Annotated in this window: 21 protein-coding genes; 4 read left to right on the top strand and 17 right to left on the bottom strand. The window is 34.6% G+C overall.

Translation table 11 applies throughout. The features are described from left to right. Positions 1–12: 12 nt before the first annotated feature. Entirely contained in the window at positions 13–492 is a 480-nt protein-coding gene (locus AA089_RS13895) for a hypothetical protein (protein ID WP_046757567.1), read from the bottom strand. A 194-nt stretch (positions 493–686) separates the two neighbouring features. Here AA089_RS13895 and AA089_RS13890 point away from each other — a divergent pair, with 194 nt between their 5' ends. After that, the gene (locus AA089_RS13890; RefSeq protein ID WP_046757592.1) at positions 687–1,211 is read left to right on the top strand and encodes a DUF7935 family protein; all 525 of its coding nucleotides are present in this window, start codon (positions 687–689) and stop codon (positions 1,209–1,211) included. Between the two features lie 13 nt (positions 1,212–1,224). Here AA089_RS13890 and AA089_RS13885 read toward each other — a convergent pair whose 3' ends face one another. The 11 genes from AA089_RS13885 to AA089_RS13835 form a co-directional block, all read right to left on the bottom strand. After that, on the bottom strand, positions 1,225–2,133 hold the full coding sequence (locus AA089_RS13885; RefSeq protein WP_046757566.1) for a T9SS type A sorting domain-containing protein: 909 nt from the start codon (positions 2,131–2,133) through the stop codon (positions 1,225–1,227). Positions 2,134–2,232: 99 nt separating this feature from the next. Next, positions 2,233–4,398, bottom strand: coding sequence for a M1 family metallopeptidase (locus AA089_RS13880; RefSeq protein WP_046757565.1), 2,166 nt, complete (start codon positions 4,396–4,398; stop codon positions 2,233–2,235). A gap of 63 nt (positions 4,399–4,461) precedes the next feature. Continuing rightward, positions 4,462–5,772: a TolC family protein gene (locus AA089_RS13875; RefSeq protein ID WP_046757564.1), complete on the bottom strand. Its 1,311-nt coding sequence runs from the start codon at positions 5,770–5,772 to the stop codon at positions 4,462–4,464. Positions 5,773–5,778: 6 nt separating this feature from the next. Continuing rightward, on the bottom strand, positions 5,779–8,943 hold the full coding sequence (locus tag AA089_RS13870; protein WP_046757563.1) for an efflux RND transporter permease subunit: 3,165 nt from the start codon (positions 8,941–8,943) through the stop codon (positions 5,779–5,781). Between the two features lie 3 nt (positions 8,944–8,946). Then, entirely contained in the window at positions 8,947–10,056 is a 1,110-nt protein-coding gene (locus AA089_RS13865) for an efflux RND transporter periplasmic adaptor subunit (protein ID WP_046757562.1), read from the bottom strand. Positions 10,057–10,125: 69 nt separating this feature from the next. After that, entirely contained in the window at positions 10,126–10,515 is a 390-nt protein-coding gene (locus tag AA089_RS13860) for a hypothetical protein (RefSeq protein WP_046757561.1), read from the bottom strand. A 116-nt stretch (positions 10,516–10,631) separates the two neighbouring features. Then, entirely contained in the window at positions 10,632–11,354 is a 723-nt protein-coding gene (locus tag AA089_RS13855) for a LytR/AlgR family response regulator transcription factor (protein WP_046757560.1), read from the bottom strand. Between the two features lies 1 nt (position 11,355). Then, positions 11,356–12,354 (bottom strand): sensor histidine kinase, encoded by a 999-nt coding sequence (locus tag AA089_RS13850; RefSeq protein WP_082113278.1) that lies wholly within the window; start codon positions 12,352–12,354, stop codon positions 11,356–11,358. A gap of 11 nt (positions 12,355–12,365) precedes the next feature. After that, entirely contained in the window at positions 12,366–12,686 is a 321-nt protein-coding gene (locus tag AA089_RS13845) for a DUF4907 domain-containing protein (RefSeq protein WP_053002416.1), read from the bottom strand. 100 nt (positions 12,687–12,786) lie between these two features. Continuing rightward, positions 12,787–13,773 carry a Kelch repeat-containing protein gene (locus tag AA089_RS13840; RefSeq protein WP_046757559.1) on the bottom strand — a complete coding sequence of 329 codons (987 nt, stop codon included), beginning with the start codon at positions 13,771–13,773 and terminating at the stop codon, positions 12,787–12,789. Continuing rightward, on the bottom strand, positions 13,766–14,659 hold the full coding sequence (locus AA089_RS13835) for a DUF6268 family outer membrane beta-barrel protein (protein ID WP_046757558.1): 894 nt from the start codon (positions 14,657–14,659) through the stop codon (positions 13,766–13,768). The genes AA089_RS13840 and AA089_RS13835 overlap by 8 nt, the downstream gene beginning before the upstream one ends. 221 nt (positions 14,660–14,880) lie before the next feature. Here AA089_RS13835 and AA089_RS13830 point away from each other — a divergent pair, with 221 nt between their 5' ends. Together AA089_RS13830 and AA089_RS13825 are read left to right on the top strand one after the other, a co-directional pair. Beyond that, the gene (locus tag AA089_RS13830) at positions 14,881–16,194 is read left to right on the top strand and encodes a DUF4270 family protein (protein ID WP_082113277.1); all 1,314 of its coding nucleotides are present in this window, start codon (positions 14,881–14,883) and stop codon (positions 16,192–16,194) included. After that, positions 16,169–17,422 (top strand): PorV/PorQ family protein, encoded by a 1,254-nt coding sequence (locus AA089_RS13825; RefSeq protein ID WP_156169022.1) that lies wholly within the window; start codon positions 16,169–16,171, stop codon positions 17,420–17,422. Before AA089_RS13830 ends, AA089_RS13825 begins: the two co-directional genes overlap by 26 nt. A gap of 90 nt (positions 17,423–17,512) precedes the next feature. Here AA089_RS13825 and AA089_RS13820 read toward each other — a convergent pair whose 3' ends face one another. The 3 genes from AA089_RS13820 to AA089_RS13810 all read right to left on the bottom strand — a co-directional run bounded on the left by AA089_RS13820 (position 17,513) and on the right by AA089_RS13810 (position 23,281). Then, positions 17,513–19,228 (bottom strand): peptide-N-glycosidase F-related protein, encoded by a 1,716-nt coding sequence (locus tag AA089_RS13820; protein WP_206540702.1) that lies wholly within the window; start codon positions 19,226–19,228, stop codon positions 17,513–17,515. Positions 19,229–19,342: 114 nt separating this feature from the next. Beyond that, positions 19,343–20,965 carry a PQQ-dependent sugar dehydrogenase gene (locus tag AA089_RS13815; RefSeq protein WP_064972224.1) on the bottom strand — a complete coding sequence of 541 codons (1,623 nt, stop codon included), beginning with the start codon at positions 20,963–20,965 and terminating at the stop codon, positions 19,343–19,345. Positions 20,966–20,983: 18 nt separating this feature from the next. Then, on the bottom strand, positions 20,984–23,281 hold the full coding sequence (locus AA089_RS13810; RefSeq protein WP_053002413.1) for a TonB-dependent receptor: 2,298 nt from the start codon (positions 23,279–23,281) through the stop codon (positions 20,984–20,986). 169 nt (positions 23,282–23,450) lie between these two features. Here AA089_RS13810 and AA089_RS13805 point away from each other — a divergent pair, with 169 nt between their 5' ends. Continuing rightward, on the top strand, positions 23,451–24,083 hold the full coding sequence (locus AA089_RS13805; protein WP_046757555.1) for a class I SAM-dependent methyltransferase: 633 nt from the start codon (positions 23,451–23,453) through the stop codon (positions 24,081–24,083). Positions 24,084–24,092: 9 nt separating this feature from the next. On the opposite strand, the gene AA089_RS13800 is transcribed toward AA089_RS13805, so the two are convergent. Together AA089_RS13800 and AA089_RS13795 are read right to left on the bottom strand one after the other, a co-directional pair. Further along, positions 24,093–24,362, bottom strand: coding sequence for a hypothetical protein (locus AA089_RS13800; protein WP_046757554.1), 270 nt, complete (start codon positions 24,360–24,362; stop codon positions 24,093–24,095). 119 nt (positions 24,363–24,481) lie between these two features. Further along, entirely contained in the window at positions 24,482–25,702 is a 1,221-nt protein-coding gene (locus tag AA089_RS13795) for a hypothetical protein (RefSeq protein ID WP_156169021.1), read from the bottom strand. Positions 25,703–25,736 lie beyond the last annotated feature (34 nt).

Genomic DNA, 25,736 nt, shown 5'->3' with positions numbered 1-25,736 from the left:
GAATTTAGAAAATTAATTCTCCCCTAATTCTTCTAACAGTAAAACAAAATCATATTGTAAGTCTTCATGAAGCGTACTGATGGCTTTTTTTGCCATGCCCAATTGTCGTTCATAGATATTCATCATTTGCCTACTACGCTGATGTGAAGCCTTTAATTCTTGATATTTTGTACAGAAATACAATAACAATTCGGCTTCTGTTTCTTTCTTTTTGGAATAGCGAACGTACTTTTTAAGAAGGCGTAGAATTTTACGAATGCTTTTCTTTACGTAATATAAACTGTCGTGATTCAATTTTGAAAATCCAGCATCAATTTCTTCTTTAATTTCACGAATGTATTCGTCTTCATCATGCGAATCGAATAAAATATATGTGAGCAGTTCTTTATTTTCTTTCTTGAATTTTGCCAACTTCAAACAAATTTCAATGAGTTCTTCTTGTGTGTGCTGTTTTAGTTCTTTCTTTAGGACGGAAACGGTAACTGCCTTCATATATGCAATGCTTTCTTTGTAATTTACAAGTAAAGAACGGTAAAATTTGTCGATTCTTAAAACAATAAAAAATCCAATGAAGATTTCCTTAAATTAAACGCGTTTTTTACAGATATTCTCTGTTTTTTTAAACAATAAATGTTTATTTGCGCAGTTAGTAAAAACGTATTATGTTTGCTAAAACTGCTATTTTTATGGAAGATAAAATTTTTGATTTGATAATGTACACGATTCCTGCAATTATTACTGGAGGAATTGCTTATTTTTTCTTTAGAGATCATATGTCTAATGAAGATAAAAGAAGACGTTATTTATTGCACAAAGACGCACAAAAAGAAGCATTGCCATTGCGTTTGCAAGCTTATGAGCGACTTTCGTTATTTTTAGAACGCATTACGCCGTCAAAATTATTGGTGCGCGTCTCTCCTACTTCTTCCGATAAAAATGATTACGAACGGTTGTTAATTATGAGTATTGAACAAGAGTTTGATCATAATTTATCACAGCAAATTTACATGAGCGATCAATGTTGGAGTATTATTATTGCTTCCAAAAATTCGACCATTCAGTTGATTCGAAAAGCGAGTTTGTCTGACAAAGTTACGTCTGCCGACAAATTGCGTGAAGTTATTTTAACCGAAATGATGGAAAGTCAAGCTCCGAGCGACACAGCATTATCGTATATTAAAAAAGAAGTGGCCGACTTTTTACATGTTTAACTGTACATAAAAGCTATTTTTTTACAATTTTAAACGTATTGCTTCTGTTCGCATTATCTGTTAGTGTTACAAAATACAAACCGCTTTTGAGTTGCGACATGTCAATCGTTTCAAATTGACTTTTCTGCGTGCGCATCCGTTTTCCTTGAATGGAATAGATTTCCACAGATGTTATATTTTCAGTTTTGCTGATATTCAATTTGTCCTTTACAGGATTTGGATAGATATTTACATCCGTAAAAACGGCTTCTGTAGTACTTAATAATTGTGATTCAATGAATGTGCGCTCTGCAACTTCGATCACGCTCGTGTAGGCATCCAAGTCTGTTTTTAGCAAAGCAGCATCGCAATCGCATAGTAATGTATACGCTCTCAATAATGAGTTTTGCGAAGATGATGGAAATGATTGTTGGTAAAAATATACGGTATGTGTTGTAAATATGGCGTTTAATCCAGCGTCATTCGTGGTGATAATTCCATTAGTAACACCTGTCGGAGTTCCTATATTGATATCTGCAATTTTTAAGTATAATTGGTTGTACGCCTCACGATTATCATTTAAAGGATAGGCGTTTCTAATCACGGATGAATAGGCACTTAAATCTGTAGCTAATTGATTGTTGTCACAATTGTCACAAACAACCAATGTCCAATGTGCAAAACCGTTGGTACTTACGTTTGGTAATGATTCTATAACATCATATGCAATTACATTGTTTCCTGCTAAAATTGCGTTCAATCCTGCATCATTACTGTAATCAGTTGCGCCAAAAGGTACGTCGTAATAATACGTTGGTGCGCCCTGAAAAGCTCCAATTGTTGGAGTTTGATCTACCATTTCAATTTGTATGTATTTGTCTTGTGCAAATGAAAATAGTACAGAAAGAAGTAAAAATATTGTTAGTGTAGTTTTCTGAATCATATGGTAATTTTATTTTAAATGTACTAAAAATTATACGTTTGAATGTGCAATTCTGTATCATTCTATAGTTTATAGTAAAAGTTAGGTACTAATACGTAGTTATTTTTTTAATCTCTTTTCTAAAAAAGCATTTTCCGTCTCCGAAAGCAATGTTTTTGTGCGTTCTAAATTTTCTGTATACACAGGATTTTTAATCATATTGTCTAATAATTCTCTGCAATATTTTGCAAATCGCCAGTTCTGATGCAACGCGCCATTGACTAAGTCTGCTATATTTTTATCACTAAACGACTGCAATTCGTTTAAAAATCGGAAAGCATTTTGACGCACTTCAAAGTGATTTCGCGGATGTGTATATCCTGCCAGTTCATCATAATATTTTGGTGTGTTATGTCCACTGTATTCTTTCGTCACAATCGCTAAGGTAAGCCAAAGAATTCGGAAACTTTTATCATTGAATCCTATTACATTTTTGGTTTGATCTAAATAGTTTTTACGCTGAGCTGGAAAACTTTTCCACAAGGTAAATAATGCAATTTCTTTGGTTGTGTACGAATCGTCTTGTAATAAGGTTTCATAATCTGCTCGAAACTCTTCAGGAACTTGTCGTGGTGCTTTTGCAATGGTTTGTCGAATCTTTATATTGTTTGTTTTTAACGCTTTTCGGTAAACTATAAGACGTTCTTCTAAGCTAGAAACTTTAAGGTTTTTTAATAAGTCAATTATATATTTTTCAGAAATAGGATCTGTTGTATGTAACGTTTCGTCATTGAATAGATTTAATGCTAATTTTGCGGTAGAAAAATCATATGTTTTCTTGATTTCAGGATTTTTCATGGAAGCTGCTATGAATATTTCTCCAATTCCGCCACCTACATAGTAAAATAAATTTTCTGGAATTTCAGTCCCAACTAGCATTGTTGTAGGATTAAAAAACTCGTCAGGCAGTTGCGGATTTACCAACCACGTTTGTACAAATTTGTCTAAGTTTTGATTGCTTTCTTCTTCAACTATTTTTATAAAATCTCCTGTTTCTGCGCTTTTGAATTTGTACGTATTTAAATAGCGTTGTACTGCATTTTTAAAAGACTTCTCTCCTACTTTTGTTCGCAATGCATGCAATACCCAAGCGCCTTTTTGGTAAAATGTTAAGCTACTCGCGTTCGGATTTAATACAGCTTCGCCTTTTCCGTCATTTAATGCTTTTAATTGCAATGCCGATTCGTATAGTTTCCAATGAAAATAGTCTTCGCCAAAGATTTCCTTTTCTGCTAATAACGCGTAATATGTGGCAAATCCTTCTTGTAACCAATGATGTGTTCCGCTTTTTGCTGTGACTAAGTCGCCAAACCATTGATGTGCCAATTCGTGCGCATTGACGTTGACGTAATTTTTATCAACATAACTTGTGCTATCAATTACAAAACTGTCTGAAAAGATAGTTGTTCCCGTGTTTTCCATTCCGGCATAGAGAAAGTCTTTTACGGGAATTTGCTTGTAATTTTGCCACGGATATGGAACGCCAATTTCTTCTTCTAAGAAATCAAACATCCGTTTTGTGTGTCTGTATGTCGGTTCAAATTTGGCTTCATCTTCAGGATAATAGTACATTTCTAAAGGAATTCCACTTTTAGACGTTGCCGTTTTCTTTTTATATTTTCCAATCGCAATTGCCGCCAAATAGCTACTCATGGGACGTTTCATATCAAAATACCATTTCGTCAACGAATCATTTGGCGATTCTTTTTTGAGCAATTTTCCATTCACAATGACTTCGTAATGTTTGTCAAACGTAATGCTAAAGTCGAATTCTACTTTTTCATTGACATCATCAAAACTTGGCAACCAACTGCTTGTGTATTTTCCTTGTCCTTGTGTCCAAATTTGCTTTCTGCCACCAATTTCATTCCAATCAATGAAATACATTGCTTTTTTTGGATGTGTAAATGTCGCCAAACCAACAGAATGTTTTTCTCCTTTTTTGAATTTATTTTTTAGAATGATTTTTTTATCGCGATAGAAATTAGTTCCTTCGAAACTTTGCTGATATACTTTGTATGTATCCAACGATTGCATATCAAAATAGATAGAATCTACATCTTGAAGTATTTCAAATTCATACTGCACATCAACGCCAATTTCTTTTAAACTTGGTCTGAGAACAATATCAACTTTAGCCGTTTTAAAATCTACAAATTCGGTTTGTTGTGCAAAGGAAATAGCAGTACAAAGTAGGATGCAAAGGAGAATGAAGCGTTTTGTCATAAATGGTAACTTGAATGTTTTGATAACGATTCAAGATAACAACTTATTCTGTATTACCTAATTTTATTTTTTCAATAAACGTCCTGCAAGTTGTAAGAGTTGTAATTCTGCGTTTTTTGCATTGTATTTTGCTTGACTGAGATTGAGTTTAGCGTTTAGCAAATTATTTTGAGCTTGCCGAAAATCGATGGTATTTATTTGTCCAAGTTTGAATTGTTCTTCAGTTCTGCTAAAGTTTCGTTCGTTGGTTTGCACGTTCATTTCTTGAACACGCAATGTATATAAAGCATTTTGATACGTTTCCCATGTATTACTGATGTCACGCTTTAGTTGTTGCTGTGTTTGTTCTTTTCGAATATTCTCGCTGTCAAGAGTAATTTTAGCATTTTGCACACGTGTTTTGGTTTTTCCACCATCAAATAAATTCCATGACATGTTTATACCAACTCCAAATCCATTTGATACTTGGCTGGCAAATGCAAACGCTTGATCGCTTGTAGATTTGTTGATATTATACGAACCATTTGTCGTAATTGTTGGTAACCAACCTGATTTGTTAATTTTGATATCGTACTGATTTACAGCAATGTTTTTTTCTATTTGCAGCAATTGCACATTATTTTGAATGGCTTCTCGTTGTAATTCGTCCAACTTTAAATCGAAAGCATACGAAATTAGTGTGTCAACTTTATAGGTTATTTCATCTACATCTTTTCCCATTAAAATGTTGAGATCACGTTTGGCATTTTTTAATAATCGTTGACTGTCTAAGTACGTTATACTGTCATTATTCCGATCGACCTCAGCGGTTAAAATATCTAGTTTTGTGGATTGCCCAAATTCAAAACTATAATTTATTCGTTGCAAACGCTTTTGCGAAATGTCTAAGGTTTTTTGTAGTATTTCGGCATTTTCTGTTAAACGAGCAATTTCAAAATAGCTTGCATATACTTGGAGCAATACATTTTCAATAGTTTGTCTTGCCTGTAATTCTGTGAGATTTTTAGTTTCTTGTAGCTTTTTGTAGTTATATTTTCTATTGAAACCATCAAAAATTGTATAATTCAGTGTCAACGAAGCGTTGTAGTTTTCGGCTTGTGCTGCATCTATATTGATAGGATTTCCTTCTTGCGTTTCAGATTCTGTGTCGTTTACATTGTAACTCGCGCTTCCTGTAGTACTTAATGTTGGCAAATATCCAGAATTGTTGATACTCGCATTATTTGAAGCTGCTTCGATGTTGTTTACAGAAACTCGCACGTCATAATTATGCTGTAATACATACTGAATAGCTTCATCCTGCGTTAAGAGTTGTTGTGCTTTTGCAGGAAGTATCATCAACAAAAGCATTGCTATATATAGTGTGTTTTTCATGTTATTTTAGTCTAAATTTTCACGTTCGCTTTCCATTTCAATAATTGCACGTTCTACAGCTTCATTCGTTGGTTTCTTACCATTCCAAAACCAACTTACATGTACTTTTCCAGCATTAAAAAATGATAGTAGTATTGGAAGCGTGAATAAGGTTAATACGGTTGCAATTGTGATTCCATAGGCAATAGAGATCGCCATAGGAATTAAAAACTGTGCTTGTCTGCTTGTTTCAAATATTAAAGGAGCCAATCCTGCAACTGTCGTAATTGACGTAAGGAAAATAGCTCTGAAACGTGATTTTCCAGCTTCAATAACGGCTTCTTTGTACAACATGCCTTCTTTTAGAAAACTGTTGAGTTTTGTGATAAAAACAAGTCCGTCGTTAACGACAATTCCAACCAATGCAATGATGCCTAACATCGATAAAATATTGATTGGGAAACCGTGAATATAATGTCCCCATGCAACTCCAATAAAACTAAATGGAATGATGACTAGTAATATAAATGGTTGACTGTAAGAGCGAAATGTAAATACAATGACGATGTAGATTAAAAGTAAAAATATTGGACCTACATACAGGATAGAATCTACTACTTTTTGTGCTTCTCTGTTTTGACCTTCAAAAAGTTGCGATACACTCGGATATTTTTCAATTACTTTGGGCATTATGTCAGCTTCTATACTTTGTAAAATGTCTATGGCACTGTCTTTTGGATTTTTTAAATCTGCATCTACACGTACTTCGCGCAAGCCTACTAAATGGTTTATTGAGACTTCGCCACGCTCAATGGTATAGGTGGCTATTTCTGAAAAAGCGACTCTGTTACCCGCTGGCGTTGTTAGTTGCATATTTTCCAGATTCTTTATGGAAGCTCTTTCTTCTCGTGTATAACGAGTCCAAACACGAATTTCATCTTTACCACGTTGAAAACGCTGAATTTCTGCACCGAAAAAGCCATTTCGCACTTGTGTCATAACATCTGAAAGCATAATACCAAGACTGTAAGCGTTGTCTTTGAGTTCAATTTTTATTTCTTTTATACCTTCAGGATCTGTATCGACAACACCTGTAACTTTGGGGTTTTTTTCTATAAATTCTTTTACCATTTTTTTTGCTTGGCGCAAATCGTCAATGTTATCACTGACAAGTGAAACAGAAATTGGTTTTCCTCTAAAAGAAGTTCCTGAGCCGAAAATTAATTGTTCTGCACCGTAAATTTCTCCAACTTCTTCTTGAAATTTGAGTGATATTTCATCCGCAGAGAAATCTCGTAATTCGCCAGGCAATAGGTTTACCAAAACTGTAGCATTTGCCGTTCCTGGTCCAATTGTTTTGATAACGTTGAGTACTGCTTGTTCTTCTGAATTGTCTGATGCTGAAAATTGTTTATTCACTTTCCAAACAGCATTTTCTATTCTTTGTGCTAAGGAATCTGTGATTTTTTCATTGGTTCCTTCTGGCATGGAAAGCGTAATATTTACTGCTTCGCTTGCTACTGGCGGAAAGAATGTAAATTGTATAATTTTTCCATTCATGGCGCCAATAGTGATTACAAATAATACTACTGGAATGACTAAACCTAAAATTTTTGTGTATACACTTTCCAAAAAGAAATTAATTGCAGGTGTATATAATTTTGTTTTAATATAGTGCATCGATTTTTCTGCGAATGCACTGAAGTAGTTTGGTTTTTGGTCTTTTTTTAATGCTTTTGAATGCGCAATATGTGCTGGCAGAATTATTAGCGCTTCTATTAATGAAATTATCAGTGTCACAGCTACAACTATGGTAACTTCTCCAAATATGGCGCCTATATTTCCATCTAAAAAGAGAAATATACTAAAAGCAAGTACAGTGGTAATTATCGCAGAAACTATTGCTGGCACAACTTGCATAGTACCATCGATAGCGGCTTTTATTGGCGATTTTCCTTTTTCAAATTCACTATAAATATTTTCTGCAATTACGATTCCATCATCTACCAGAATTCCAATTACGATGATCATTCCGAATAATGATAATACATTGATGGTTATGTCAAAATAACCGACGAATGTAAACATTCCTAAAAAGGAAACAGGCAATCCAAAAGCAACCCAAAACGCTAAACGTGGTTTTAAGAATAATGCTAAAAATATAAATACGAGTAACATCCCGATAAGGGCATTTTCGAATAATAGTTCCGTACGTTGTTCTAAAACGATAGACGTATCAAACGTAATAGATAGTTTGATGCCTTCGCTGGCTTCGTTGAATGCTTTTATGTATGCACGCACTTTTTCTGCCGTTTGCAATAAATCTTCATTGTTTGTATTACTGATGTCAATGTTTACGGCACTATTTCCATTGTAAAATGTAGCATTGGGCGATTCATTGAATTGATCTTTGATGACGGCAATGTCTTTTAGTAGAATACTGTTTCCATTCACATTGGCTTTTACAACTACATTTTCTAAGTATTTTGCAGTATATGCTCTATTTTTTGCTCTAATTAGATATTCTTCAGCATTCGTTTTTACGGAACCTCCTGTAGTGATAATGCTCGTTTTTGAAACGGCATTGGAGATGTCTTGAAATGTTAGGTTGTATGCTCTGAGATCATTTTCGCGTACTGAAATTTCTATTTCTTCATCGGGAAAGCCAGAGAGAACAACTTGTGAAATTCCGTCCATTCGTAAGAGATCAGATTCTATTTTCCGTGCTGTTTCTTTGAGTCTACGCAATGGAATTTCGTCTCCACTGATGGCAAAGCTTATTGATTTTGCTATGTTTTCTAGCTTTGCAATAACTGGCGGTTCCATTCCTACGGGATAGTTGGGCACTTTGTCAACTGCATTTTTAATATCTGCCAATACAACATCTATGTCGTAATCTCGGTATATTTCTACCATGATGGAAGCCGCATTTTCGGATGATTGTGAAGTGACTCGATCAACACCAACAACACCTGTAAGATTGTTTTCTATAGGTAATACGACTCCTTCTTCTACTTCTTTTGGCGAAGCACCTGGATACACTACAGCTATTGATACTATATTGGTAGGTGTTTGTGGAAAGAAAGATGTTTTTAGATTGGAATATCCCATATAACCCAATACCACAAATGCAATGATAATGATGTTTACCGCTACTGGATATTTTATAAAATATGTAATGAGTTTTCGCATGTGTTATTGTTTTACAGGAGTTACCGTAAGTCCTTTGTATGCGCCAGGCAATACTTGTGTGAGTACTTCTGTACCGTCTTCTAATCCTTTGACAATAACACTATCATTGCTGGAATGAATTGGTGTTACCGTAACCAAATCGAGCTGATTATTTTTTACGATGTACACTTTTGTATTGTCTACCAGTAAAGAACGGTCTATTGTATAAGCATTTGCTTCTTCGCGGATAGGTACATTTGCTTCAAGGTACATGCCTTCTCGGAGTTGTTTGTTTTGTACTTCAATGAAAATAGTAACTGTTTGTGTGTCTTGATCCAATCGTCCGTTGATACGCGTTATTTTTCCATCATATTCTTGATTAATTTCCAGATTTTTAAGAGCTACGGTTTTTCCTTTTTCCAACAGGTTTACATACGCAGAGTTTATGGCAACTTCAAGTTCATAAACAGCTGGATTTATAAATTCTCCTATTTTTTGTCCAGATCGTATCAATGCGCCTTTGGTAACGTTTGTTTCGGTAATTATTCCATTGAAAGGTGCGCGAAGCCTATATTTTAATAAACGCTGTTCTAAGTTTTTAATGGTGTAATATGTGTTGTAGATGTTTTTTGCTGTAACGAATAATTCTTCTTGATCGGTTGTTGTTTTGGGAAGTTTTGCAGTCGTTTTATTTACATCGAAAGCTTTTAAATACGCATACCAGTTTTTGTATGCTATTGGATAGTCTAATCGTAAATCGGGCATTATACTTGCGATGATATTTTGCAAATTGCTTCGTTGTGCTAGTATCGTTGCGTAAAATTCATCACTATTGACTTTGAAGATAATTTCTCCTTTTTCAAATGTAACACCGGGACGAAAATCTTTTCCTGCCGTTTGTAGTAATCCTTGTACTTCTGTGTAGAGTTCTATTTTATTTTTGGCAACTAAAGTTCCGTTTGCTTGTACAGTAATGGGAACACTTGTATTTTTTACCGTTTCTATGAATACCATTTTGGTACTATTTACGGGTTCTATTGCTTCTTCTTTTTTTGTTTCGCTCAACGAATTGAACAAAAAGTATCCTATGAGTATCAGTACGATACTCACGGCACTAATAATTATTTTACGCATGTGAGAGCTGTTTGTTTGAGAAAGAAGCGTTTGCAGCTTACAAACGCTTCAAGGTGGAATACTTGGTAATTAAATTATGTTTTGATCGTCAATCCAAGCTTTAAATTCTTTTTGAATTTCCGCTTCAACACTATCTTCATAGCGCTGCATTTGTTCGGAAGTCAAAATGCCTTTTAGTTTACTTGCTGTGGCTTTGTTTATTTTTTTCATTTTTCCCCTGACGGTAAAAATGGAAAAATCTTCCATAAGTACTTTTTTCTTTTTAGCATCTTCTAAATATATGGGCGATACTTTCTCAACTTGGGCGTCTGTTAGTGAAAGTTTTTCTTGTAACATGGAAGTTAGCTTCGCTGCCATTTTTGATGCAGGAGTTGCTTTCATTTTATCTAATCTTGACTGCGAAAAAGCCGTTGTTGTAAAGATTGAAAATACTAAAATGGCTATCATTTTATACTTCATAATTTCTATTTTGCATCAAAAATACGCTGATTTTGAAGCTATTGAAATTAAAGTATACGTAACCTCCAAATGTATATACAAACCAGTGTTTTTTGTCTATAAAACAAATGTTGCGATTAAATTCCTAGGCGTTCTAAGACATCATTTTTATAGGTTTCTCCAATAGGAATACGAATATCATCTATGACAATTTTTGTTTTTTGCACTGCTCGTATGTAGTTTATATTGACGATAAATGAACGATGTACACGAATGAAATGGTTTGGTAATTTATCCTGAATCACTTTGAAGTTAGACAGTGTTAATACAGGTTTGTTGCTTTGTTTTAAATGTATTTTGATATAATCCTTTAATCCTTGAATGTATTTTATATCATTGACATCAATTTTTATGTTTTCATATTCCGATTTTACAAAAATGAAATCATTGGTAGGTGTTGCTTCTTCTGGACTTATAGGGACTAAATTTGGACGTTCTTTATGCTCTAGTTCGTATTTTTCTTTGGCTTTCGATACAGCTTTTAGAAACCGATGTAATGGAATTGGCTTTACTAAATAATCTGTTGCGTTAAGGTTAAACGCGTCTAAAGCATATTGCGGATATGCCGTAGTAAAGATAAATTGTGGAATGTTGTGAATGGTTTCTACCAAATCAATTCCTGTAAGATTGGGCATTTGAATGTCTAGAAACACCAAATCGACTTGATTTTTGTTTAACATTGTAATCGCATCAAGTGGATTTGTACATTTTGCTACAATTTCAATACCGCCAATTTGTAATAAATACGATTCTATGATGTCAATTGCTAGCGGTTCATCATCAATAATAATACATTTCATCTTAATCAAGTTTTAGCGATAATTTGACAGTAAATTGTTCATTTTCTTCCATTATATCTAAACTATGTCGTTCAGGATATAATAGTTGCAAACGATCTATGGTATTTTGTAAACCAATTCCAGAGTTTTCCTTGTCTACATTACTATCTCCAATGATATTACTGCACATAAAATAAAGTTCATCATTGTCAATACTTATTTCAATTTTTACTTCTGTATTGCCTTTGAAATCTGTTCCATATTTGAATGCATTTTCAATGAAAGAGATAAAGAGCAATGGACGAATTTTTTGCGAAGATATCGAACCGTGAATGTTGATCCGTACGTTTTCATTGTTTGCAATTCGCAAGCGTTGTAATTTTATATAGTTTTGAATGTAATCCAATTCTTGTTGCAACAACACAAACTCATCATCCGCCTGATACAACATATACCGCATGAGTTCAGAAAGTGTAATGACAGCTTCAGGAGCATCATTAGATTTTTTTCGCGTAAGCGAATATATACTGTTTAATGAATTGAATAAAAAGTGCGGACTTAGTTGATTTTTTAAAGCTTCGAGTTCTGATAAGTTCTGCGTTGCCACTATTTCTTTTTTGGTATCGTCATCATCTTTCCACACTTCATATATTTTGATACTTGTACTTACAATGATAAACATAGACGTAAATAGTACTGGAATTGATTTTGGCAATGTATCTAAATTGTTTATGACAAAATCAGGCCGCTCTAAAATGTAATAATCAAACAGAAAGTTGACGGTTAGCAAAACTGCGACTAACAAAAAGTAAAAAAAATGCTTCTTTTTGAATAGTAATAACGGAACTAAGAATATATAGTTGATATAAAATGTTATTATTTTTAAAAGAATACGTGCAAAGAAGTCTTCTGGAAATGCACCTCGCTCTACATATAATTGTGTCAAAATTATCGTGAGAAAAAATATCCATGTCAGAAAGTGAATGACAAATTGTTTTTTATGTTTTATATATTCTCCCAAGCTGTTTTAGTTCATTGTAAATGTAAACAATTAAAATTAATTTCTAGATTTTCCAGTTCTTCTATCGTTACGGTAGGTCCTTTTTTTTGTGTTATTTTTGAGACGACTAATTTGGCAGTTTTTTCGGCATCTTCCTTTGTACAAAAAGGCTTATTTCCTGCTACGACAGGAATAAATTTTTGTTGAATCACAATTTTATTGTCCATCTTTATTTGATATCCAAAACCCTTTGTTAAGGCAATTACTTCTGAAGTAACGCCGTGATTGTCCATTTTGCATCCGAAACAAAGGATGAGGACAATGATCAAAAATTTGTATTTAAAATAATTCACATATGTATTTTTTAAAAAACAGCATCCTAATTTTATATAATTAGGATGCCTGAAATTGCAAGTATCTAACAAACCACTTAAAGGATACTTACTTTAAAAACTAATCATCTTCATTGTATAATTCTTGCGGAAATAATTCGTAGTTGTCGTCTAAATAAAGATTTCCTGCTCTTCCTAATAATACCAATCCACGAGTTCCATTTGAAAAACTTATGGCATCTTGACGAATGGTGGCTTCTAAGCCTGTAACTTCTTCCCAAGTATCGGTTCCAGGACTGTATTCCCAAACTGTACCAACTGCACCTGTATTGTAACCTGTGGCAATATAACCCAAGCCATTGATAGAAAAACCTGTTCCAAACGAACGCATCACACGATAGTCATCATCGTCATCTAAATCGCGTAGTTTTGTCCATTGTTCGTTGCTAAGATCAAATTCCCAGAAGTCATCTACAAATAGCCCGTTACTTTCTCCTGTTCCAAGATATACTTTGTTGTCTATTTTGAAGGTAACTCCTCCTCTACGCTTTTGTCCACCAAAGCCAACTAATTCTGTCCAATCGTTTGTTTGCGGATTGTAGCGCCAAAAGTCTTTTTTATCATTATCGCCATCAAAACCAGTTCCGATGTATCCAAAATCTGTTCCTGAAAAACTTACAGCTTCATAACGCGCTGTTCCTGTAAAGTCTGCTTTTTGTGTCCAAACATTACTGACAACGTCATATTCCCAAAAGTCATTCAATTCGTTATCTCCGTCATATCCAAGTCCTATATATCCTTTGTTTCCTATAGAAATACCAGATGCTGAACTTCTAGCAACTCCTGGAAATGTAGCTTTTTGTACCCAAAAATCGCCTGACATATCGTATTGCCAAAAATCGCTCAGGTAATCATCACCATCATAACCTGTTCCCATGTAACCAAAATCATTTATAATAAATGAAACGGCATTGCTTCTAGGTGTTCCGTCAAATACGGAGCGTTCTATCCAATTTCCTCTTGAGGTATCGTCATCATCATTACTACAACTCGTAAATAGACCAAGTGCTATCAGTAGTGCGATTTGTATTTTATTTCTGTTAATCATTTACTTCTTTTTTAAGTTTGCTTTTTATATTAAATTTTATTCCTGTTGAAAAGTATAGTTTTGAGCTCGCTTCAAAGTCATACAATGTATTGTTATCCGCATCAAGCAATTCGTATTGATCGTAAAATGAATATCCACCTTGTGCAGAGATTGCCCAATTTTCATCTAACCAATAACTATATTCTAAGCCAGCACCAATAGATAGATATAATGATTTCTGCGCCAATTGTGTCCCTGGAATCACGACATCTTCGCTTAAATTTGCATAAAAACGATTGAACATTGTCGAGGCTTTTAGTGTACTTTTTTCTGAAATATCATATGCTATAAATGTCCGTGGGAAACCAATACCAATAGAAACTTTTTCATTAAATCGTTTCTTGTAGCTTAGTAAAGGGAGAATTCTCGGCTCTCCTAATAACGGAACATATCCGACACCAAACATTAATTGATAGGGTTTTTCCAAACTTCCGCCTCTTTTCATAAAACTTATACCTGCATTGAATAAAAAATCATCCGATTGTATGCTTGAAGCCAAATTAGACACTACAGAAGTTCCACCACGAAGCATTATAGACCAAGATTTTGACAAAGGTCGCACGTACATTAGTGTGTAATTAATTCCATAAATTTCGTTAAAGTCTTTTGTGCTAAAATTGACGCCATTATGATTGAGCTGGAAGTAATCAAAATCAACAGAATTGATCAACATTCCTTTTTTTAATTTTAGTGGAATTTTAACTCCGACAGAAGTTCTATAAAACGCTATTTCATCTTCTCCTTCAGGTGTCATTGTATAGTCAAATGATAGTAAATTAGGATCCATTTGTGCCTTCATTCCAACAATTGAAAAGCAACATAGTATGAGGCATATTTTTGTTCGCATGCAATTAATTTTTGAGCGAATGTATTTTTAGCGTTTCTTCCAGCAAAAAAAACTATACGAAACCAATGTTTTTATATATGAATCTGGTATTTGTATCGATAAAATTGCCTGTCACTGTTTGTCTATCAAAAAAAGGAGTTGGTATAGTAAATACGTGCGCGTGTATATCAATTTTAGTCTTTCTGATTCCTTCCTATAGATTTGAGCAAAAATTATAACAAATGAAATATCTTATTTTGATACTTAGCCTATGTATGCTGGTTTCATGTAGTATTGATCGTGAAAATATTTCACGTACTGTCGGAGAAGAATTTAGCGATATTGGTACACGAATTGTATTGATTGACACGTTGCAAGTAGAAGCCTCCACTTTTCAGTTTGATTCTATTATAACTTCTGGCTCGCAACGAATTTTGGTAGGTTCGTATACGGATCCTGTTTTTGGAAAAACGACTTCCCACGGTTATGTTTCCTTGTTGCCAACAAATGCTAGTTTTGATTTACAAAATGATGCTGTTTATGACTCTATTGCGTTAATTATGCGATACGATCGTTATTTTTATAATGATACAATTTCAGAACAAAAATTTACAATTTATGAAGTTACGGACGATATAAAATCTGATAACGATTTATTTTATAATACAACTGATTTTGAGATCAATACTACACCGATTGGAGAAAAAACATTTGAAGCACGTCCCACAAAAGGCGATTCCTTACATATTAGTTTAGATAACGCGTATGGCATGTTATTGTTTGATCGTTTGAATGATAATGATATTAATAATATAAATGATTTTTTGAACGAATATAAAGGCATAAAAATTGAAGCTTCTGATCAAAATACCTCGATTTTAGGTTTTTCTACAGCCACCAATAATACGTTTATTCGTTTGTATTATAAAGTGCCCGACGAGACTGAAGATATTACGTATGAAAAAGATTTTTCAGTGAATTCCTCCAATAATTTTAATCATATTGAGAGTGATCAATCGGGAACTATTTTTAGCAATCTTACCGCACAAGAACAAAGTCTACCCAGTGAAAACGCCGCAAATAAATGTTACTCGCAAGCTGGTGTTGGACTTGCCTTGAAGATTGATATTCCACATGTTAAAAACTTATATGATGTTTCAGGCGAAAATGGCGTATTGATGAGCGCCAAATTACGTTTTAAACCCGCATTAAATTCATATAGTGAAACACTTAACATTAAAGATTCACTCTTAACGTATATCGTAGATCAAAATTCGGAGGTAACAGCTCAAGTATTGGAAATTGATGGAAATCCTGTGTACGCTCGCATTGAGAATAGAAATGACGAATTTAACACATTAACTTTCAATGCTCCAATCGATTTTTTTATTCAAACCAAATTACGAGAAACCTTTGATCAAAATTTATCACTGAGCTTTTACCCATCAAGTTTCAATACTTCTGTAGATCGTCTTATTTTAGACGGAGAAGGCAGTGAAAATAGTAGAAAAATGACCTTAGAAATTACTTATGCCATATACGAAGATGAAGATTAGTTGTTTTGTAGTTAGTATTTTATTTGGAATTTCAACTCTTTTTGCCCAAAGTTCAAGCTTATCAAGTTCTCCTTATTCATTATACGGATTAGGAGTTCCAGATGATAACGGAGTTGGTAGTATTAATTCTTTAGGAAAACTTGGATTTGCATTGCCTTCGTTAACGAATATTAATGCCAAAAATCCAGCTTCATTAGGAAGAATGACGCAAAAGTCCTTTTTATTTGATATCGGATTAAAAACACAATATGAAACTGTAATTAATTCTTTTCAGGAAGAAGCACGTTTTACAGGCAACTTTTCAAATATTACCGTTGCGTTTCCTATTTCAAAAAAATCAGGCGTTTCACTTTCCTTGATTCCGTTTACAAATGTTGGTTATATTTTAATTGGACTCGAAAATAATATTGAAGGTTCAACCGACAATTTTATTACCAATGTTGTTGGCTCAGGTGGATTGAATGATTTTAAATTGAGTTATGGATATAGTTTAACAGATAAATTGAGAGTTGGCGCAAGTGGATCGATCCTTTTTGGAACAATTGATGAAACAGAAACCAATATTGTAGAAGCGTCTACATTGATTATTTCTGAGGAAAATTATTATTCAGGTTTCCAAGTAAACTTGGGCGCTCAATACGATTTTTCAAATAACGTCTCTGTTGGATTTATCTCCAAATTACCAACCAATCTGAAAGGTGAGCAAACGCGAAGTATCAATACATTTCTCACAGAAACAATTACGAGCCGTGAAGAAGATACTAGGTTGGATGATTTTACACTGCCGCTAGAATTAGGGTTTGGTTTTATGGGAAACTTTTTAAAAAATAAATTAACTGTAAATGCTGACTATCAACAGAATTTTTGGAAAACTACTGATCAAAGCGATTTTTTAGGAAAATATGTCGATCAGCATTTGGTAGGACTTGGAGTTTCTTACCGAAAAAATCCAAGAAGTTTGAAATATTGGGAACGTGTTTTTTATAGAACAGGTATGCATTATGATAGTGGAAACTTAAAAGTGAATGACTACCGAATTGATAATTATTCATTTAGTGTTGGTGTCGGATTACCCATTTCATTACGAACAAATTCTATGTTGAATATTTCTTATTCGTACGGTCAAAAAGGACGAGTTTCCAATGGCTTGATTCAAGAAAATTTTCACCAACTCTCGTTTAATTTCAGCTTTGATGGAAAATGGTTCATCAAACGTAAATATGACTGATATTTTTTTTATTAGTATAGTTTATTTAATTAAAAAACCTCAAAACAGTACGTTTTGAGGTTTTTGCTTTTATGTAATAGTAATTTATTTTTAGTCCGTAACTGTCGGTTTATTAATTGGCGTATTACTTTTTACAACGACAAACGTTGAAGTTGCGTAGAATGCGCCACCTTGTCCAGACGTTGTTCCGCCATCAGAAATCCAATCTTCATAGTCGTATTCAAATGTAAAAGTACTTCCGCTCATGTCCGAACTAAATGTATCTTTTCGCACAGGAACTGCCATTCCAGGACACCAACCAGCTCTGTCAGGCGTCCAGTTTCCAGCTTGTGGTTGCACAGGATTTGAACTACAACCCATTGGCGCCATATTGTGTTGAAACATATTTGCTCCATTAATTTTTACATCATGTGTTCTAAAACACCATTCTGCACACGGTCTGTTATCACTATCTACAGGCGTAGCATGTCCCCAACCAGAAATAATGGTACGTAATTGAGTTGCTTCCGCATTAGCAGGAATCGTGATACTTTTTGTTAAATCCCACGTTGCAGGATCATTGGTAACTCCGTAAGGAACTCCAGAAGTTGACCAATCGTCATATGTTATTACATCTGCAATAGCATAATATGGATAATCAGGTGTTCCTTCAACATAATCAAAATCTACTGATAATTCCCAACCGTCAGCGCCCCAAGTTTCAATACGAGCGTATAATTCTGTACTTCCTTCTAATAAGGATTTAAAGTCGGTTACATCAATTTCAAAACCTCTAGTTAACTGCGAATTGTCTACTCCATACGGTGTAATATAACGTCCAATTTCGTAGAAATCTCCAGAATCTGTATCTCTTACTTTAATGTTTGCATATACATCCCAAGCGTTGCATCCACCAGTTGGACAACGTAACTGAACATACATTAAAATTTGTTCAATGTTTGATAAATTACTGTGTAAATTATATGTGTTTGTTACAGTTTGAGAGAATCCGCCACCAAAGGCAATTCTCTGATCGTCAAATGTTTGGTAATTATGACGAACTGCTGTTCCCGTTCCTGTAAGATTGATCACTACATCTGAAACTCCTGTTGCTGCTAAGGTAATTGTTCCTGTTTGCGCACCTAAGTCTGTCGCACTTGGAATGAAACGTACATATAAATTTTCTGCTGTTGTATTGATCGCTGTATAATCGTAAGTAGCCGAATTTCCAAATGTAATATTGTCTGTTGAAATTTCAAACGAACCTGCAACCGTTGCTGTTACATTATGTTCTAAATCTAGTCCTTTTACTTGAATCGTTTGTGCAGAAGAAATGGTTCCTACATTTACTTCTCCAAAGGTATTTACCGTCCCTACTACTTGAATTTCTCTTGGAATTTCTAATGAATTCCCTGTGAGACTCACTTGCACCGTATCAAAATCCGAAGAAGACATAGTTAGGTTTCCTGTTACTTCTCCTAACGTTGTTACCGTTGGTGCAAAACGAACATATATATTTTGTGATTGATTGGCTTCAGAAGCTGGAATACTTAAACTTGAGCTAAAATTTGTATTATCTCTTGATACTTCAAATTGTTGCGAAATGCTCACACTTACCGATTGTGTGAGTCTTGCTCCTGTTACCGATAAGGAACGACTTGCAGATACTTGCCCAGCGATTACTGCTGAAAACGTTAAACTATTTTGTGCTGCTGAAAATGATGGCGGCGATGCTTCTGTTCCGTCATCAGACTTACATGCCGTACACAGAAAGGCAAACGCTAAAAAGGTGTAAATAATGGTTTTAATGGTTGATTTTCTTTTCATGTTGGTTTAGTTTTGATGCTAAATGTAAGTAAAAAAGCTGGATTTTAAAACACAAAAAAAACCTCAAAATCAGTGTTTTGAGGTTTTTATACTTTGGTAATGATGAGAAGTAATTTACTTCTTCTCTACTTTGCTTACTTTGTCGGCTGTATAAAAATTCTCCGTTGTATTTCCCCAAGAATTTGAGGTGTAATTCATAACATCAGCAACTTGTTTGTCATCTAGACCTAATGGAGACATGATTCCTCTGTATTTTACGCCATTTACGGTAATTTCCCCTCTCAATCCGTATTTGATCGATCGGATACTTTCTACAACTTTATCTTGTAACCAATCAGATTTTGCCAAAGGTGGAAATGCTTTTGGTACACCTTCTCCATTTGCCATATGACATTGCATACAATAGGTACTGTACAAAGCTTTTCCGCGCTTCATACTTGCGTCTATTTCTTTTTTAGCGACACTAGATGCTTTCGTAAATGTTATACTTTCTTGTTCTGATTCTTCTGATGCTGCTTCCGTTGTTGCAGTTTTAGTAGTTTCCGCAGTCGTTGATTTTTTTGAAGAATTTGGCAACATTTTCAATATACCTTTTCCATCGATTCCAACATAGATATAACCATCTGGACCTTGACGAACTGAACGTACACGACCAATTCCATCTAGTAATTTTTCACGCTTGGCAACTTTGTCATCTTTGGTAAGCGTTAACAATTCTAAGTATTGAAATTTTAACGAACCTACAACTAAATGTCCTTTTAACTCAGGATATACGTCACTTGTTACAAATGCCATTCCGCTTGGCGCGATAGATGGAACCCAATAATACAACGGTTGTTGCATGCCTTCACGAGCTGTTTCTTCTGTGATTGTTGTGCCACTATAATTGATTCCGTATGTAATCACTGGCCAACCGTAGTTGACTGCTTTTGTTACAGGATTGATTTCGTCGCCTCCACGCGGACCATGTTCATGCACCCAAATTTGTCCCGTTCGTGGGTTTACCGCCATTCCTTGTGGATTTCTATGTCCGTATGAAAAGATTGCTTCTTTTGCATCTTTTTGTCCCACAAATGGATTGTCTGTTGGAATGCGCCCATCATCATGCAAACGATATACTTTTCCTCCGTCTTTGGTAATGTCTTGCGGATTTTCATCACGTTTTCCTCGATCGCCAATGGTGAAGTATACATAACCATCGGCATCAAACGCAATACGAGAACCGAAATGATGCGCCGTTTTTACATTGGGACTTCCTTGGTATAGTTTTTCAATAGAAACCAACGCATTGTTTTCTAGTTTTGCACGAATTAACGCGGTATGACTCCCTTTTTTCTTTTTATCAACAATAGAATAGGTAATGTAAATCCAGCCATTTTCTTGATATTTGGGATGAAGCATTACGTCCAATAAACCACCTTGATTTCTGTCATATACATCAGGGACATTTTTAATAGCCGTTTTTTGTCCATCTTTTACGTGATATAATGTTCCTGAACGTTCTGTGACCAACATGCTTCCATCGGGCAACCACGTCATTCCCCAAGGAATTTCAATGCCATCCACAACAAGTGCTGCCGTGTAAGCTTCTTGATCTACCGTAATTTCTTCCGTTGTTTTAATAGCAAGTAACGGCGTAGTTACTTCTGTTTCTGCTTTTGCCACTTCTTTTTGTTGCTGTCCACAAGAAATAAAGAACAAAGATGTTAATACGAATAAACTTAGTGATGATTTCATGGTGTTTATGTTATAAGTTTAAAATTTATAGTTCAATTGAATTCCGCCATAGATGTTAAACGGCAATCCAGGATAAAAGTAACGTGCATTTGTATCGTTTCCAAATGCATTTACTTGTAATTGTGATGCATAAGCGGTATCAAAAATGTTATTTGCGCCTACAGAGATGTCATATCCAAATTGTTTTCCGATCGAATTTTGATATCCGATTTTACCATTCAGGAGTTCAAAAGCATCGCTGTACACTGTATTTTCGTCATTTGCTGGCATTTCTCCTACCGCTTGAAAATCGAAACGTGCATAGAGTCCGTTTTGGCTTGACATTTCAATTCCTAAATTTACGACAGATTTTGGAACTCCCGTTAGGTCATTTCCAGAAAAGTTTGCATCGGTTTCCGTAAATTCTTTAAAACTGAAATCGTTTATACTTGCATTGGCATACGAATGAAGTTCGAAATGATCATTTTTGAAGAGTTCATAACGAATTGCAGCTTCAATACCTTTGTGCGATGTTTTTCCTGCGTTTAGTGTGATATTTTGATCCGTTGCTGTTCTTCTATTGACGAGTAAATCGCTTACTGCCATTGCGTATATTGACACCGAACCTGATAGTTTTCTATTTGTTGTGTAAAAACGTGAACCGATTTCGAAATTCCAACCACGTTCTGCTTTTATTTCAGGATTGAACACACCATCTGGCAATAAGGTTTCTTCCGTAGTTGGTGTTGAAAAACCATGTGCAACTGTTCCGAATAGATTCAAATTTTTGGTCACTTCATAGTTTATTCCAAGTTTCGGAGAGATAATCGCATCAAAAGTAAAATCGTCTTCATCTGAATTATTTAACTGATTTTCAACTATATATTTTGTTTGATTTAGATGCAATCCAAGATTTACAGAAAGTTTTTTATGTGTATAAATGGCTTCCGCAAATAGATTGAAATAGTTTCTGTTTTCATCAATGTTTGATAAGATATCGCCAGCGACACTTCCTGTGCCTTCTGGGAAATCTTGGTATAGATTGTCAAATTGTTTTGCGTTGTAATCATCAAAGAACAATTCGCCACCAACAGACCATTTTAGTGTACTTTCCTTAAATTTCTTTGTTGCCAATAGTCGTGTTCGGATTCCGAATGTCGTTGCTTTTTCTTCTAAGATATTAAAAGGTCGCGGTTCATAGTTGTTGTTGAAACTTGTAAATACGCTCGTTTTTTGCGTGTACATTTCGTTAAAATCATGACTCCAATTGATTCCGAACAATGTTTTTTTGAAATCTTCAAAACCGCGTGCATTTTTCCAAATTGTTGCCGCATCTCTTGGCGAATTTTCAAAGTCTTCTCGATTTAGTGAACTTGGAATGAATGCTTTGAGACTTGTGTAGTTTCCGATGAATGTGAGTTCATTTTTTTCATCCACCAACCAATTGGATGTGATTGTCATCGTTGCTTTATCTAAGGAATTATTATCACGATATCCATCCGAATGTGTATTGCTGTAGATTACGTTTACATTCGCTTTTTTGCCGCCGTGCATGAGTTTGCCAACGGTTCTAAAGAGTCCGAAACTACCAACCGTTGTGTATACATTCGCGCTTGACGCGTTGTATTTGGCATATTCGGGATAGAGCAAAATTGTTCCGCCCAAGCCAACTCCGTAACTACTTGACGATGGTCCTTTGTGAATTTCCATCCGAGATATAGATGAAAGTTCTAAGTCTTCAATTGCCGATTCGCCATTTCCGTCCGTTAGTGGAATATCTGCATAATAGGCACGAATATTTGCTGTCCCAAACGGACTTCGTGCGCCAATTCCTCGTATCGTAATTCTATTCGTATTGAGCGAACCACTTTGCATAAAAACGCCTGGAACTCGGTTTAAAATAGGCGCTAATTGTACTGTATTTTCACTATTGATTTCGCTTTCTGTCACAATTGTAACTGATTCTGTAGCTTGCTTTAATTTTTGTTGAATGGTAATTCCGTTGATAACAACTGCGTTCAATTCATTTGCTGTTGGATATAAAGCAATAATCGTGTTTTCTCCAGAAGTAATTTGAACAATTTGTGTTTGATAGCCTTGTAAGGAAACTGTTAATTTTGTATCAATTGCTGCGGTTGTTTCTATTGAAAAATTTCCCTTGGCATTCGTTTTGACTGTAATCTTGGTTTCAAAGTTTGTAACTGTTGCGTTCGCTAATGGAATGTTTGTAGATTGATCTATCACTTTTCCTTCTATAAGATATTGTGCCATTACAGCAGTTGTAGTACTTAAAAATAATAGAACAGTAAATATAGTGTGTTGAAATTTTGTTGGCACGAATATGGTTTTGAGCAGTAAAAATAAACAGATTATTCAACTTTTGTCGTTTTGCTGCGTAAAGTTAACATTTCATTTTCGGATTGTGAGTACTTGATTCTTTATGCTTTCATCAAAAAATTCAATAGTTTTTCACTAATTTGGAGCAATAGATTAGTACTTATATTCTGTGGACGAAAAATATCAAGAAACATTCAACACTTGGAATACCATTGCGCAGTTGTATGAAGATGTCTTTATGGACTTGACTTTGTATAACGATACGTATGTGCTTTTTTGTGAATCATTGTCTAAGAATGATGCGACTATTTTAGAAATAGGTTGCGGTCCGGGAAATATTACCAAACATATTTCAACATTACTTCCTAAAAGTGAAATTATCGCAACAGATGTTGCTGAAGCTATGATTGTACTGGCGAAAAAGAACAATCCGAGTGTGAATTGTACCGTTTTAGACGCTAGAAATATTACTGAAATCAATCAGAAATTTGATGGAATCATGTGTGGTTTTATCATTCCATATCTTTCCAAAATTGATTGTGCTAGATTGATTGCTGATTGTTCAAAATTAGTAAATCCTGATGGAATTTTGTATATAAGTTTCGTTGCAGGAAAGTATGCAGATTCAGGTTTTATTTCAGGAAGTACAGGCAATCGTACGTATTTTTATTATCACGAAGTAGAAACGATTCAAACTGTATTGAAAACATTTGATTTTTCTATCGTATCAATGATTGAAAAGGAATATCAAAAGTCTGACGGAAATTTGGAGATCCACACGATAATTATCGCTAAAAAGTAATAAACTATATTACTCGTTGGTTTCCTTTTTATTAGCGTCTAATTCTTTTAAAGTTGAAGTACTTTTTGTCCATTTTCTTCCCAACCAAATCAGGAAAATTAGAATTGTAATTATAATAAACATCGCCACAACTTTTCCTAGTACATAACCAATACCATAACTCGTTTCCAAGTCAGATTCCTTTACGGTATCATTAAATATTGTTGGCAATTGTAGTAAAATAGAAACTCCTAAAAAACCACCGATTCCGATAAATATGTATCCTAATATTTTCTTCATAAGGTGTCAAATATAAGAATTGTGAAGTTTATGAAGTATTTTTTTTATTGAATGCAGTATAATAAAAGCCGCTTAACACATCTATAAGCGGCTTTTCGTTTTATAAAATTAAACAAATATTAGGTTGGAACCACGGCTACAAGGAAATAGTTTGTAGAAGAAATACAACCACCACATTTATCTTGATACGTAATATACGCATGAAGATATTGATTTGAGTATTTACTAATTTGATCGGTAATATCGACCATATCTAATGGAGTGATTCTACCACTGCAATTATCACTAAAGTCATACTCAAAAAGTAATTCCTTTGTAGACGATCCTACTACTTCAACTTCAATTTTTACGATATCGTCTGTTGAAATTTGACCTGATCCGTCTGGCTGAGACGATAAAATCCATCTTGTAGCCGCAGGATTGATAAAAATGTTGGTTACAGTATTCGTATAAAATACTTCTCCTCTTGTCACACCTTGACATATTTGTGCGTATGAAGTTCCAAGCGCATATGAGCTAGTATTATTTGGGAAACACGGTCCAAAACCATATGTAGTATCTGGTGCAATTGCTTGCCAATAGACAGTTTGTGCGCCATTTAATGGATATTTATCAAAAGATGTTCCTACACTTCCATAAACTGCATTTGGATTTGTTTGATATTTGTTCTGATCGTTCGTTACAACTGCTTGTCCATCTAATGAATAGAACCAAAAAGGATCTCTTCCTGAAAGTTCATTAAAAGGCAAATTGTATGTTGATGATGTTCCATTTTGCGTTATGGTGTAAGATTCCAAATACCAATCGCCATCAATTTTCGTAGATGTATACGTAATCTCAACAGCTGCGCCACTTGGATCTGTACCTTGTATAGTAGCTTTTGGACTTCCTGTACTTTCATCAAGATTCATGGCTTCTCCAATGGTAGTACTTCCCGAAACTGCCTGAAAAGAAACATATGTTGTGTATGCCATTGAAGGATCGCTATACGGAGCGCCGGGTTCGCTAGGATTTCCCGTGAGATATACATAAATTGTTGCAGATCCAGTAGCTACTGCTGTATTTGCTGCATTCATAAACTGATGCGAACCTACATGCTGATGCAATACATTTTGTAACAAACGCAACGATCTTCTATACGAGCCTAAATCGCGTTTAATACCATAGCCGTTTCTACTTACATTACTTAAATGATTAACGGTTCGGCGAAGTACTGCACGTTCTGATTTTGAAATTCCATGTTCTACGCCGCCATTAGTAGGATCGGCCAAGAAAGCATGCAACTCGTCATCATTTGTCATTAACAGACCAATGTAATGGTCTAAACTGAGTTTTTTCATAACTTTTTTTTATGATTTTGGTTAGAATTAAATT

Source organism: Kordia jejudonensis (genome assembly GCF_001005315.1).
Taxonomy (GTDB): Bacteria; Bacteroidota; Bacteroidia; order Flavobacteriales; family Flavobacteriaceae; genus Kordia; species Kordia jejudonensis.
Note: the sequence above shows the minus strand (reverse complement) of the source record. Positions and strands in the feature narration are given on the sequence as shown.